10 protein-coding genes are annotated in these 14,181 nt (G+C 48.7%); 2 read left to right on the top strand and 8 right to left on the bottom strand.

The features are described from left to right. The first annotated feature begins 88 nt into the window (after nt 1-88). A complete protein-coding gene (locus AB1E22_RS16865; protein WP_367596381.1) occupies nt 89-1,669 on the top strand; it encodes a TerC family protein in 1,581 nt (526 codons plus the stop codon). Between the two features lie 48 nt (nt 1,670-1,717). On the opposite strand, the gene asmA is transcribed toward AB1E22_RS16865, so the two are convergent. The 3 genes from asmA to udk all read right to left on the bottom strand — a co-directional run bounded on the left by asmA (nt 1,718) and on the right by udk (nt 4,949). Beyond that, nucleotides 1,718-3,562, bottom strand: a complete 1,845-nt coding sequence (gene asmA / locus AB1E22_RS16860; protein WP_367596380.1) for an outer membrane assembly protein AsmA — start codon at nt 3,560-3,562, stop codon at nt 1,718-1,720. Nucleotides 3,563-3,585: 23 nt separating this feature from the next. Then, the gene (gene dcd / locus AB1E22_RS16855) at nt 3,586-4,167 is read right to left on the bottom strand and encodes a dCTP deaminase (RefSeq protein ID WP_367596379.1); all 582 of its coding nucleotides are present in this window, start codon (nt 4,165-4,167) and stop codon (nt 3,586-3,588) included. A 140-nt stretch (nt 4,168-4,307) separates the two neighbouring features. Further along, nucleotides 4,308-4,949 carry a uridine kinase gene (udk, locus tag AB1E22_RS16850; RefSeq protein ID WP_367596378.1) on the bottom strand — a complete coding sequence of 214 codons (642 nt, stop codon included), beginning with the start codon at nt 4,947-4,949 and terminating at the stop codon, nt 4,308-4,310. 355 nt (nt 4,950-5,304) lie between these two features. Here udk and AB1E22_RS16845 point away from each other — a divergent pair, with 355 nt between their 5' ends. Beyond that, the gene (locus AB1E22_RS16845) at nt 5,305-8,637 is read left to right on the top strand and encodes a diguanylate cyclase (RefSeq protein WP_367596377.1); all 3,333 of its coding nucleotides are present in this window, start codon (nt 5,305-5,307) and stop codon (nt 8,635-8,637) included. Between the two features lie 53 nt (nt 8,638-8,690). Here the strand turns inward: AB1E22_RS16845 and AB1E22_RS16840 are convergent, their stop codons facing one another. The 5 genes from AB1E22_RS16840 to alkA all read right to left on the bottom strand — a co-directional run bounded on the left by AB1E22_RS16840 (nt 8,691) and on the right by alkA (nt 14,166). Next, nucleotides 8,691-10,457, bottom strand: coding sequence for a polysaccharide biosynthesis protein (locus AB1E22_RS16840; protein WP_437178389.1), 1,767 nt, complete (start codon nt 10,455-10,457; stop codon nt 8,691-8,693). A 144-nt stretch (nt 10,458-10,601) separates the two neighbouring features. Then, nucleotides 10,602-11,180 (bottom strand): NeuD/PglB/VioB family sugar acetyltransferase, encoded by a 579-nt coding sequence (locus tag AB1E22_RS16835; RefSeq protein WP_367596374.1) that lies wholly within the window; start codon nt 11,178-11,180, stop codon nt 10,602-10,604. Between the two features lie 6 nt (nt 11,181-11,186). Further along, the gene (locus tag AB1E22_RS16830; RefSeq protein WP_367596373.1) at nt 11,187-12,215 is read right to left on the bottom strand and encodes an MraY family glycosyltransferase; all 1,029 of its coding nucleotides are present in this window, start codon (nt 12,213-12,215) and stop codon (nt 11,187-11,189) included. Continuing rightward, complete coding sequence (locus AB1E22_RS16825) at nt 12,215-13,156, bottom strand: NAD-dependent epimerase/dehydratase family protein (protein WP_367596372.1); 942 nt, start codon at nt 13,154-13,156, stop codon at nt 12,215-12,217. Before AB1E22_RS16825 ends, AB1E22_RS16830 begins: the two co-directional genes overlap by 1 nt. A 164-nt stretch (nt 13,157-13,320) precedes the next feature. Further along, on the bottom strand, nt 13,321-14,166 hold the full coding sequence (gene alkA, locus AB1E22_RS16820) for a DNA-3-methyladenine glycosylase 2 (RefSeq protein ID WP_367596371.1): 846 nt from the start codon (nt 14,164-14,166) through the stop codon (nt 13,321-13,323). Between the last annotated feature and the right edge of the window lie 15 nt (nt 14,167-14,181).

Below are 14,181 nucleotides of genomic sequence, written 5' to 3'. Positions count from 1 at the left end.
GTCCTGCCCATGACATTGCAATTTTGCGCGGGGTTATCCATTCTTTCATTGTGACATTTGTCATCTCGTAAAAGGTGCCGTAAGCGATATGGAATGGATTGCCGACCCATCAATCTGGGCAGGCCTGATAACACTGGTGGTTATTGAGCTGGTCCTCGGTATCGATAATCTGGTGTTTATCGCGATACTTGCCGAAAAACTTCCCCCGGCGCAACGTGACCGGGCGCGCGTTACCGGGCTTATTCTTGCCATGCTGATGCGTCTCTTATTGCTGGCCTCTATTTCCTGGCTGGTGACGCTTACGCGCCCCCTCTTTCATATTAGCGATCTTTCGTTTAGCGCCAGGGATCTCATCATGCTCTTCGGCGGGCTTTTCCTGTTATTCAAAGCCACCGTTGAGTTAAATGAGCGGCTTGAAGGCAAAGATAGCGAAACGCGAACCCAGCGGCGTGGCGCGCGCTTTTGGCCGGTGGTGACGCAAATCGTCATTCTGGATGCGGTCTTTTCTCTCGATTCCGTAATTACTGCGGTGGGCATGGTTGACCATTTGCCGGTCATGATGGCGGCGGTGATCATCGCGATTTGCCTGATGCTACTTGCCAGCAAAGCCCTGACCCGGTTTGTGAACAACCACCCAACCATCGTCATTCTTTGCCTCAGCTTCCTGCTGATGATTGGCTTCAGCCTCGTCGCAGATGGCTTTGGCTACCATATTCCGAAAGGCTATTTGTATGCCGCTATCGGCTTCTCGGTGATGATTGAGAGCCTGAACCAGCTCGCTATCTTTAACCGCCGCCGCTTTTTATCTGCGGATCAGTCTTTACGCCAGCGCACTGCCGAAGCCGTGCTGCGCCTGTTAAATGGCAAAAAGGAAGAGGCCGAACTGGACGCGCAGACCGCATCGTTAATTGCCGACCATTCTCATCAGGATGAGATTTTTGACCCGCAAGAGCGGCTGATGATTGAACGCGTGCTCAACCTGAATCAACGATCGGTCAGCAGCATCATGACCTCCCGCCATGACGTTGAACACATCAGGCTTAGCGACCCGGAAGAGCAAATCCGAACCCTGCTGGATAAAAACCAGCATACCCGCGTCGTCATTACCGGCGATGGGGATGAGATTTTAGGCGTGGTACACGTTATTGATTTGCTCCAGCAATCGCTTAAAGGCGAAGCGCTTAATCTTAACGTGCTGATTCGCCAGCCGCTGATTTTCCCGGAAACGCTGCCTCTGCTTGCGGCTCTGGAACAATTCCGCAATGCCAGAACGCACTTTGCATTTGTAGTGGATGAGTTTGGCTCAGTAGAAGGCGTGGTGACATTAAGTGACGTGATGGAAACCATCGCCGGTAATTTGCCGAATGAAGTGGAAGAGATAGATGCCCGGCATGACATCCAAAAAAATCCGGACGGAACGTGGACCGCGAACGGGCATATGCCGCTCGATGATCTCGTCCAGTATGTGCCGCTGCCGCTTGATGAAAAGCGCAACTACCACACCATTGCCGGGTTATTAATGGAAGCCTTGCAGCATATTCCGGTAACCGGAGAAGCCGTGCAGGTCGGCGATTTTCTGCTGCGAACGTTACAGGTGGAAAGCCATCGCGTGCAGAAAGTGCAGATTGTGCCGCTGGAAAATGATGAAGAGATGGATTTTGAGGTTTGAGTGAATCAGTCAGAGAGAACCTGGGTTCTCTCTGACTTGTCTTGCAGATTACAGATTATCCAGCAGTTGCTTCACATCTTTCGATTTGCTGCTGTCTTTGTGGCGATCTAACCAGTCATTCAGACGGCGTTTGGCTTCGCCCTGCAACTGCTTACGCAGCACTTGATCCACCTGCAAAGAGTAGTTCATCTTCTGCCACGGGCCGTAAACGCGCAGTGGAATTGGCGTGGTTTTCAGGACATCAATCAGCTTGCTGTCCCCTTTCCAACCGCCGAGCACCGTAACGTTAAAGCGGGCATCGCACTGCTCTTTAATGAGATCGAGCGTCCCCTGGCCTGTCAGCTCCAGCATGGAAGATTTGCCGCTCATTTTATTGAGCACCAGATCACCGTTATCCAGACTCGCCTGGGCGGATAAACTGTCGAGCCTCGTAACGTTGTCGTCGTTTTCCTGGGCCTGAACATCGCCATTACTGCGGGTCACCGCTTGCTGAATCAACTGTTGGAAGTTCATCCCCTGCATGGTGGTGTTGGTCATGGTGATGCTCGCATCCCCCTGCCAACTGCGGCGGAAAGCATCGGCATTAAGTTTGTCGCCGCTGAACTCACCTTCCATCGACAGCACCCCAGACAAAGCAATCGGGTAGTTGAAGGCTGTCAGAATCGGCCCGATTTCAATTTCCTCAACCTTAGGCTGGAAGGTTAACTGAGAGTGATTCTGGCGCGCATCAAGCTCGCCGGGGAACGACATACTGCCTTTGCCGAATTTCCCCGTTAATTCCGAAACCGTAAGCAGGCCATATTTGTTCATTATCGCCGATTGCACATCGGTGAAGTCCAGGCCGCGCCAGCGTACCGAGGAAGCGGCGATTTTCACCTGAGCGCTAAACGCACGCAGGTTCTGGTAACTGGCGTCGTCAATACCGGAGGCGATGATCGGGCGCGGTAACGTGTTTTGCTGCTGCGCCTGTTGCACCGCCCTGGTACTGGTTACAGCAGTGGCGGCAACAAGGCCATCCAGATTCAACTTATTGGCATGAAGATCGAGCACCCACTGAGGTTTCTCTTCCAGCACAACGCTGGCGTTACCTTGCAGATCGCTGTCGTTAGCGGTTAGTTGAAGTTGATTCAGTTCAAGCCGACGCTGCTGCTCAAGCCAGCGCAGGACGAGCGTCCCGTTACCGGCAATTCCTGTCGCCGGGAGATCGGCCCCCTGAAGCTGGTAATCAAGTTTAGAGATTGTGGCATTCAGTTGCTGCGGATAGTCGCTGGCATCAAGGTCTGCGACCAGCGACAAATTCAGGTCTCGCTGGTCACGATTAATACGGCTGCTCAGCTCAATGTGCGCCTGTTTTTTATCATTCTGCTCCATTTGCAGATTGATATTGCGCACGGTAATTTGCTCGTCGCCCGCGTGCTGGAACACCAGGACGCTATCCGCCACTTTTAATTTACCGATATCAAATGACCAGCCACGGTCTTCATCAGGAGGGGTAATCGTAGTTGATGGCCCAACCGGGGCATCTTTCGGGCGGCGCTCTTCGGTTTGCGGCGTAAGCTGGATAACCGCCCCTTTGAGCATCACCTCACGAACCTGAAGCTGGTGAGATAACAGCGGGATTAACGCCACATCGAGGCGCATGTTGTCCGCGCTGACCAGCGGTTGGCTGGCACCCGGTGCCGTCAGCGACATGCGCCCGGATAAAATACTGAGCTGCGGCCAGACGTGCCAGCGTAGCGGCCCACTCAAATTAAGCTGGTAGCCGCTGCGCGTTTCAACCTGGCGCACCATATATGCACGAAAATCATTGGGGTTAACCAACAACACCAACGCTGAAAGACCGGCAACCAGTACGACCAGCAAGATCATCAGCGTGGTTAAAAATCGTTTCATATTGCCCTCAAATCGATGGGAACTCAGTCCTTATCAATACGACTTGCAACAGCGCCTTGTTGATCGCGATATTTCGCATCCTGGCGGCTGTTATAAGGACGTGCGGCCGGGCCAGAAAGCGGCTCGAAACTCAGCGCTCCGATCATCATTCCCGGACGTAACGCCAGTGGCAGTTTACCGGAATTATAGAACTCAAGCACAATGCAGCCATGCCAGCCCGGATCGATACGGTGCGCGGTGACGTGAACCATCAACCCCAGACGCGCCAGAGATGAACGCCCGTCTAACCAACCGACTAAATCAGCGGGAATCGTAACGGACTCAAGCGTGACGGCCAAAGCCAGCTCGCCCGGATGTAGATAAAATGCGTCGCCTTCATTGAGGACGATTTCGTCACTCATCACGCGCTCCAGGGCTTCGCTCACTTCATCTTTCGGGCCGCTTAAATCGATAAACGGAGCGGTATGACCACTGAAGGTACGGAATTTGTTCCCCAAACGCACATCAACGGTAGCACCGCTTATGCGTTCAACTGGCGGACGAGGGGTAATCGTTAAGCGCCCGTCATCAAGCCAGGCTTCTATGTCGCGGTCACACAAACGCATCAGTGATGCTCCTTATCTCATGCTCAGTTTTGTCTACCCTGCCACAGCGAGGCTGAGATAGCCACGCTACGACGGGTAAATACTGGGAATTGCGAGCGGGTGTCAATATTGCGCTCGCCTGTGGCGGTTATGCCGGGTGATTATTCAAAGAACTGACTGATTTTCGCTTTAAGAATATCAATGGCGATGCGGTTTTTACCCCCGCGCGGCACGATGATATCAGCATACTGCTTGGACGGTTCGATGAACTGTAAAAACATTGGACGCACGGTTTTCTGGTACTGAGCCATAACCGAGTCCATGGAACGACCGCGCTCATTAACATCGCGTTTCATACGGCGCATCAGGCAAATATCCAGCGGCGTATCAACAAAAATGGAGAAATTCATCTCTTCGCGCAGACGGGCATCCGTCAGCAACAAAATCCCTTCCAGAATGATGACTTTCTTCGGCATTAAATGAACGGTGTTACCGGTGCGGGTGTGTTCCACATAGCTGTAAACCGGCAGTTCGATAGGGTTGCCAGCTTTAAGCATTTGTAAATGCTGGAACAGCAGGTTGTGGTCCATCGCGTTAGGATGGTCGTAGTTAGTCTTAACTCGTTCGTCCATCGAAAGATGGCTTTGGTCTTTGTAGTAACTGTCTTCTGGAATGACACCAATGTGTTCATCACCAACCTGGTCGCGCAGTTCACGATACAGTGTGCTGGCAATAAGACTTTTTCCTGAAGCCGACGCACCGGCTATCCCGATGATGACGCATTGATGGGACTTGTCAGTCATGTTGTAACGAGCCTTGTTGACTTAAATGTTGAGGAAGGGCGACGCTACTGCGTCAAACGCCGCAATTATAGGGAGTTCCGCCCGCTGATACCAGAGTAATGCACACGAGCGGGCGATTTTCGCCTGTCACCTGTCTGACCGGTAAAAATGAAGGAATGCCCTTTCCAATAACATGACTATTATCAAGAGGAGGAAATAAGTATCTCAAATATCACTTTTTACGAGTTCTTGATGTTAATTTATGAGCGCACTGCATAGGAATTGTAAATTGTTTGTACTAGCATAAACCAAAACTTATCTTTTTATTTGCATCCGGGCATGGCACCTGGCGGCACGCCTTAACGGATTTGCGGTAATGACCAGACAAAGCACAAAAGAGTTAATCGCAATGCCTTCCTTCGTACTGCCAGTGGGGTTGGGGGTTTTAAGCTTTATATTTACTTATTACTCACTGAAATTATCTCTGGTGGGTACTGTTTTAGCGCCGCTATGGTTTCCAACCTCTATCATGATGGTGGCATTATTCCGTAATCCGCTTCGCCTGTGGCCCATGCTCATTGTCATTTGTGCGCTGGGAAGTTTATGTGCTTCCGCTGTTTTGCTGCCCATAAATGAAATTAATCTCGGCTATACGGCAATCAATATTATCGAAGCATTACTGGGCGCATCATTACTGCGGCGTTTTCTACCTTCACATAACCCATTACAAAATCTGAATAATTGGGTGAGCCTTGTCATCTGTAGTGCGATAATCCCACCGATTATCGGCGGTGTGCTGGCGGTATGGCTGGCGGGCCCGGATGGCGGCAGCGTGACCAAAATATTTTTCGTTTGGATGTTATCCGAAACGATTGGCACCCTGGCATTAGTGCCGACCGCATTATTGTTTAAGCCTGAGTATTTATTACGCCATAAAAACCCGAAACTATTTCTGGAAACAATATTCACTTTTGTTATTACTTTAACCCTCAGCTATCTTGCGCTGCGTTATATGCCGTGGCCCTTTACCTTTATTATTGTTTTCCTGATGTGGAGCGCAATTCGCCTGCCGCGCCTGGAAGCCTTCGTTATATTTTTGGGCACGCTAATGGTTGTCTCATTAATGATGGCCACCCATAACACGATCACCATACAACCTCACACCGCCGTCATGGAAAATGCCCCCTGGCTCCCCTTCCTGATGATTCTCTTGCCCGCGAATGTGATGACCATGGTGATGTATTCGTTTCGTGAAGAACGTAAACACATCACTGAAAGCGAAGCGCGCTTTCGCAATGCAATGGAGTATTCCGCTATCGGAATGGCGCTGGTTTCAACCGATGGGCAGTGGCTGCAAGTCAATAAATCGTTGAGTAAATTTCTCGGTTATACGCCAGAACAACTCCGTTCACTGACGTTCCAGCAAATCACGCATCCGGAAGATTTACATGCCGATTTGCAGCAGCTCAATATGCTGGTCAGCGGCAGCATTAATAGTTATTCGATGGAAAAGCGCTACTACACCAGCAAAGGTGATGTGGTGTGGGCTCTGCTGGCGGTGTCAATCGTTCGCGACATTGACGGCTCGCCCCTCTATTTAATCGCGCAAATCGAAGATATTAATGACCTCAAACAGACCGAATGGGTGAACAAACGCCTGATGGAACGCATCACCCTGGCTAACGAAGCGGGCGGGATTGGCATCTGGGAATGGGATTTGGGCAGCGATGTCATTAGCTGGGACAAACGGATGTTTGATCTCTACGAAGTCCCTTCGCATATAAAACCTACCTACGCGCTCTGGCTTGAACGTCTTGTCGCAGACGACGCCCCGGCCGCTGAGAAAGTTGTACATGACGCTTTGCGGGCCCGCGTACCGTTTAAACTGGAGTACCGCATCCATGTTAAAGGCGGGATTCGCCATATTCGCTCCCTGGCAAACCGCGTTTTAAATAAAAATGGTGATGTTGAGCGCCTGCTTGGCATCAACATGGATATGACAGAAGTTAAGCAACTGAACGAAGCGCTGTATCAGGAAAAAGAGCGTCTGCACATCACGCTGGATTCGATTGGTGAAGCCGTCGTCTGTACCGACGTTGATATGAATATCACCTTTATGAATCCTATCGCCGAGAAACTCAGCGGCTGGCCGCAACAGCAGGCAATTGGCCAACATATTCTGGCGATTTTGCACATCACATTCGGCGACACAGGGCCCGTGATGGAAAACATTCACAGCGGCGATTATTCACGCACTACGATTGAACACGATGTGGTTCTGCATTGCCGCAACGGCGGCAGCTACGACATCCATTACAGCATTACGCCTTTAACCACGCTCGACGGGCAAAGCATTGGCTCAGTACTGGTTATTCAGGATGTGACTGAATCGCGCAAAATGCTCAAGCAACTGAGTTACAGCGCCTCTCACGACGGGCTGACGCATCTGGCTAACCGTGCCAGTTTCGAAAATCACCTCAAACGTTTGTTGCAAAGCGCGGGGGAAAATCGCCAGCGCCACGCTCTGGTGTTTATCGATCTCGACCGCTTCAAAGCGGTGAATGACACTGCAGGCCACGCGGCGGGAGATGCGCTGCTGCGCGAGCTTTCGTCATTAATGCTCAGTATGTTACGCACCGGGGATTTCCTGGCGCGTCTGGGTGGGGATGAGTTTGGTCTGCTATTGCCGGACTGCTCGGCGGACAACGCCCGCCATATTTCTGAGCGTATTATCCAGAGCATTAACGACTATCACTTTACGTGGAACGGACGTTTACACCGCATCGGTGCGAGCGCCGGAATCACCCAAATTGATGCCGATAATCGAGTCGCCTCCGAAGTGCTTTCTCAGGCAGATATTGCATGCTACGCCTCTAAAAACGGGGGCCGTGGGCGAGTGACGGTCTTTGAATCTTCAGAACATGAGATCGGTAAAAACGGCCAAAGCCTCTCGCTGGAAGAGCAAAAACGGATCATCCATGAAAACCCTATTCTGATGATCACCAGAGGCGTTGCCCCGCCGCGCGTGCCGGAATCCACCAGCTTCTATTTGATGTCGCTACGTTTCTGGGGAAGCGACGGCGTGGTGATTGACGAAACGATGTTGCGCGACGCAGTGACCGACAAAGAGCTGCAATGCGCGCTCGATCGGCGGATTTTTAATGAATTCTTCACTAAGTTTGCCCAACAGGTGACGAATAAAGGCTTTGGCGTAGCGCTTACCCTCTCCTCTCACGGTCTGGCAAACGATCATGTCGTTGATGAGCTGTTGGCACATTTATCCAACGGAACGCTGCCTGCACGCTTGCTGCATTTGATGATCCCCTGCGAAGCGCTGCAAAACGAAGATGAAAAAATTGACCGAAACCTGCAACGGCTGCGCGACAGCGGCTGCCCATTGATTCTGAGCCACGTCGGGCGCGATCTGGATATCTTTAAGCGCGTTACACCCCATTGGTTCAGCTACATTATTGTGGATGAAGAGCTGATTCAAAACGTGCACAGCAATCTGATGGACGAAATGATGGTCACTATTATTCACGGCCACGCCCAACGCCAGTCGCTGCAAACTATTGCGGGCCCAGCCGATATGCCAATGGTGATGGACACGCTTTCCGGTATCGGCATCGACCTGATATATGGCGAAGCCGTAAGCCCGCCGACACCGCTGGAAATGCTGTTAACCAGCAGCTATTTTGCGATTAATTAAGCGCTAAAAAAGCCGGTGGGGATTTACCATACCGGCTTTTCATTACGTAATCTTTATCTTGATTGATTCCATATTACATCGCAGATTTCATCTGTCGGTTTGAAACCTGTAGGTGCTTTCAACAATAGCTCTCTAATACGCCTTTGATCGAAATGACTACAGGCAAGATTTAATTCTTCAATGTAATCATTAAGCTCTTCCCACGGAAGCATGACTTCATTTGCAGTTAAAATTCGCGGATGCTGCGTAACAGAGACGTTTTCGCCGATCAATAACTCTTCAAAAAGCTTTTCGCCAGGGCGCAAACCTGTGGTTTTAATCTCAATGTCACCATCAGCATTATGCTCATCTCGTACGGTCAAACCACTTAATGTCACCATACGGTGTGCCAAATCAATAATTTTAACCGGCTCCCCCATATCCAATACGAAGACATCTCCACCGTTCCCCATAGCGCCTGCCTGGATAACTAACTGGGCGGCTTCGGGAATAGTCATAAAGTAACGAATGATATCAGGATGTGTAAGGGTAATAGGACCGCCGGTGTCAATTTGCTTTTCAAACAAAGGCACAACCGAACCTGAGGACCCTAAAACATTTCCAAAACGTACCATACTAAAACACGTCGAGGAACACTGCGCCGATAAGGCTTGCAGCACAAGCTCAGCCATACGTTTCGTCGCCCCCATAGTATTTGTTGGGCGTACAGCTTTATCCGTTGAAATCAGTACAAAATTGTCAACCTGGCAGTTAATGGCAGCTTTCGCGCAGGATAATGTCCCAAACACATTGTTACGCACTCCATCGGCAACATTATATTCAACCAAAGGAACATGTTTGTAAGCCGCAGCATGGTAGATGGTTTGAACATGGAAACTTTTTAAAACTCGTTCAACATGCTCCTGATCCTGAACATTCCCAAGTACAGGGTAAAGCGCTACATCAAGTGAATGAGTGGAAAGATAGGTGGTGAGTTCTCGCTCAATAGCATAAAGCGAAAATTCTGACATCTCATATAGAACCAGAACTTTCGGTTTGTTCTGTAAAATCTGCCGACAAAGTTCCGAGCCAATCGAACCACCAGCACCAGTGACCATAACCACTTTTTCGGTGATATTTCGGGCAATAAGCTCAGGAACAGGATCAACAGGATCTCGTCCAAGCAGGTCGGTAATCGACACTTTCCGCAGACTGTCGATTCTCGCTTTCCCTTCAACTAAGTCGACCATACCCGGTATAGATAAAACTTCACAGGGTAATCCTTCAAGCATCTGAATAACTGCATTCTTGCGCGAACGACTTGCACTGGGCATAGCAAGAAGGATTTTCTTTACTTCAAACTTTTCAACCAACATGGCTAGTTTTTCGGGAGGATAGACGGTCACTCCGTGCATTACCGTACCCTGTAAACGAGGATTATCATCCACAAATGCAACTGGGAAATATTCAGCAGCCTGGCTTAGCGCAGGTAAAAGCTGACGCCCCGAAGCACCAGCACCATAAATGATAATTTTGGTGCCCAATTTCAAACTCCGGTTAATGATCATCCTTAACGCAAGGCGAGAACCAGCAATCATTAACAAACCGAATGAGAAATAGATAAAAGGAATTGTGCGCGGCAGGAAAATATTAGTATAGAACGCAGCAATAATGAGAAGAACAGCTGAAGCAATCATCCCCATAGTTACAGCGACTAATATTTTCGCTGTAATGTAGCGAATAACCGCACGATATAAACCAAGCTTGATAAAGAAGGCTAAGGTAACAGCAACAATTGAAAGAATGAGTCCCCAATGTGGCCAACTGCTCAATGGAGTCATTGAGTCAATGCGCACCCAAAACGCGAACCAGAAAGCACAAAGTAAAAGAACGGTATCAATAGCTAGCGTGATAAGTCTTTTTAAAGGTCTTGGCAGTGACAGCAAATACGTAAGCATATTTTTTAACCAATTATCCTCTGAGCATCATGCTCGTGATTTCAATGTGGATCCCGGCGCAAAGACAGCGTAGGGCTCAGCAACTACTCCAAAACCAGCACACGATCCGGCCTGAATGAACACGCTTTTACCAATATGGCAGCTCCCAGCCAATTGCACCCCGACGCCTAAGTGCGCAAAATCATCCACGAATCCATCATGATCAATTGTTGAATTACAATTAATGATTACATTATCACCGACATGTGAACCTGGCCCTATTACAACACCAGCGAATACAACCGTACCTCTACCAATTTGCGCCGAGGGGCTGATGAACGCGGTAGGATGAACTAACGTTGCCAGGCTCATGCCTTGCGCGAGCACTTGCGCGTGGAGTTTCTCTCGGACGCTATTGTTGCCAATGCCGATAAAAACATGACTGAAAGAGTGTTTATACTTAGCAAGATGCTCTGTTCGCCCAACAATTTTTGACTCCGCGGCCAACTCAGGTTGCCAGGCGTCATCGAGGAAATTAACCTGCGAAAACTCACCTGTCAGCGCTGCAAGTTCAGCAATACAGCGTCCATGTCCACCCGCACCAATAATGAGTAAATTTTTTTTCACCTGACTTTAAACCTTATCCTTAACTCCCGCGCCACTACGATACGCCGTAATGAGTAATGGCAACCATGCGATAAACACACCGACTACGCCAGTAACTTTTCCAGAAGAGATAAGCAGTGCAATAGGGAACAGCCACACGAGATTAATAATAAAAGCCCCTGTGGTTACTGGCTTGTGTGAACCATATTTACGAGCAAAAATTTGATAGGTATGACTGGCATGTGCTTCATAGATTTTCTTTCCGGCAATTAATCTACGAAGTAATGTGGTCGTTGCATCAACGATAAACACACCTAGCAGGCAGATTTCAGCAAGAAATAGTTTACTATCAAGCAGTGACACATGCAGGACTATAAGTCCAATCGTAATACCCAGGAAGCCACTGCCGGCATCGCCCATAAAGATTTTTGCTTTCGGGAAATTCCAAACAATAAATCCAAGTGCGGCACAGCCCAGTAAAGGTAAAATTGCGACCTGAGTGGTTTCCATTGCATTTGGAACAGCAAATACAATAATGACACAAGAGGCTAAGGCAAAGAAAATGGCTTCCATGCTGGCAAGACCATTTATACCATCCATAAAATTATAGAGATTTAACATCCATGCCAGATAAACCAAGCCAAAAATCATTCCCGCCAATCCGGCAGAAAATTGATAACCAAAAAGGTCAATCGTGGGGAATTGCGCAAGGAAAAAGAGCCCTGCGGCGGCGGCCAAGAAATGCATCAATAGACGCCAACGCGCGGCGATATGCCCATGATCGTCAAGAAACCCTACAACTGCGGTAATAAACCCAGCAATAAATAAAGACAACATTTGTGCAAAAGTGACAGTGTCTGTAACGTTTAACACAATGATACCAATCAAAAAAGCCACAACAATAGCGACCCCGCCGCCGCGAGGGGTCGGTACAGAATGTGAGCTTCTCTGGTTAGGAATATCGATAACATTATTCTTTAACGCATAAATTCGGATACACCAGGTCAACACAAATGAGAAAACAAAGATGACCACGGCTATACTCATTACCTGCATTATTTTGCATCCTTATAATACGCTGAGGTTTGTTTCATAGTTTCAAATATATTTGCTGGGGGTACCCAGCCTAGAAGGTTAGTTGCTTTGCTAGCATCAATATCTAGTGAGCCAAAGAGCTGCTCATAAAGACTTTCTTTTTTAATAATTTTTAATCCTGCTTTTAAAATAGAGGACGGGAACCAAACGATTCGCGCAGGTTTATTCATCCCTGCAGCAAATGAGCGAACAATGCCTTCTGTTGTTGGTTTATCTATGTCTGCAAGCAAGAAAAGCTCATTCTGTGACAACGGGTTTTCTATGCAGGCAATGATAAAACTCACAACATTGTTAAGTGAAACCATTCCTCTTTTATTTTTAATCCCTTTAAAAGGCAAAGGAATTCCACTTTCAACAAGTCTGAGCAAGCGTCGGATATTGCCAGGCGCATTTTCCCCACAAATGAGTGCAGGGCGAATGACCGTGATGGCCATAGAGGTATTGCTGAATTCGTTACATAAGGCTAATTCAGCCTCTAGTTTAGAAATAGCATAATCGGAAGTTGGGTTTGGGGTAGATGCCTCTGTAAAAGCTTCATTCTTCGTAATGTTGCCATTTACCCCTATCGAACTAATAAAGATAAAATGCTTCACATCTGCGGCATGCGCATCACGAGCTAATTTAAGCGTCGCATCTCGGTTGACTCGGCGAAATTCAGCTAACTTATCATCAGCTTGATCGTTCATCATATGCGCTCGCCCAGCGGTATGAACAACAACATCACATCCAACTAATGTTGTAGACCAATCTGTTTGTTCAGAGATATTACCGATGTTAACAAGATCCGATTCTGCTTGAACTGAACGCCGAGAAGTGCCGATCACATCGTATTGTTTAGTTTTGAGTTCTTTAAGTAACTGACTACCTACAAACCCAGTTGCTCCTGTCACCAGAATTTTCACTGCCTACCCTTCTTCGTTTGAGGACTTCAAATAACATCAATGATTTAAATCATCACTACTTATGAATGGCTATTAATTAGAGTAGCAACTGGAGATTTTCGTACTTACCGAACTGAGTTACAAGTTCAAACAATACTTTTTAGTCATATTGGCACTATTCTAGTCTAACCTTTAATCAACAAACCTTCACTGTACCAAATATGCAACAACGCATAGGAGCGCCAGGGTTTCCAGCGCTCTGCGTAACAGCGAATTTGCGCGGGTGTCATATCGGGGAAACGCTGCTTAATCAGGTAATCGTCGGGCAAGAAAACATCGCTTGCCTGCCAGCCGCGTAACGCGATGTAGTTTGCCGTCCAGCGGCCTATTCCCGGGTAAGTTATCAGCTCTTTTACCCCTTGTTCTACGTCCGCCGGGCAGTGCAGCGGCAGCTCACCTTTTACCCTTAATTGCGCCAGATGAATAATCGCGGCACCGCGTTTAAGGGGCATGCCGAGCTGTTTCAACTGATCCGGAACCAATGATGCCAGCCGTTCAGGCGTTGGGAACACTCGCCAGCCAGGATTTTCAGCCAACGGTTCGCCAAAATTTTGTACAAGCTTACCAGTGAGCTTTGCCGCCATCGCCACGCTAACCAACTGGCCTAAAATCGCGCGCACCGATTGCTCGAAGGTGTCCATACATCCCGGTAACCGCAAGCCAGGACGCGCCGCTGATAATTCACCGAGACTTTCAAGAATAGTGTTCGGCTGGCATTCCAGATCCAGGAGCTGTTTTATGCGGCGTAAAACCTCATGGGCAACGGGCTGCAAGCCTTCACTTAGCGTCACGTTTAGCTTGCAGGCGGTTTCGTCAGGTTCCAGCGTCAGTAACCCTTGGTGACCGTCAATGGCAAAACTGCGGCAATAACGCGTTTCACTCACCGATTCGATGCCATCGACCGCACGAGCCGCCAGAAAACCAAACATCCATTTCCAGTCATAAGGCGGGATATAGTCCAGCTGATACATGATTCCATCCTCTCT

Origin of the sequence: Buttiauxella gaviniae (genome assembly GCF_040786275.1) — a bacterium.
GTDB lineage: Bacteria > Pseudomonadota > Gammaproteobacteria > Enterobacterales > Enterobacteriaceae > Buttiauxella > Buttiauxella gaviniae_A.
Note: the sequence above shows the minus strand (reverse complement) of the source record. Positions and strands in the feature narration are given on the sequence as shown.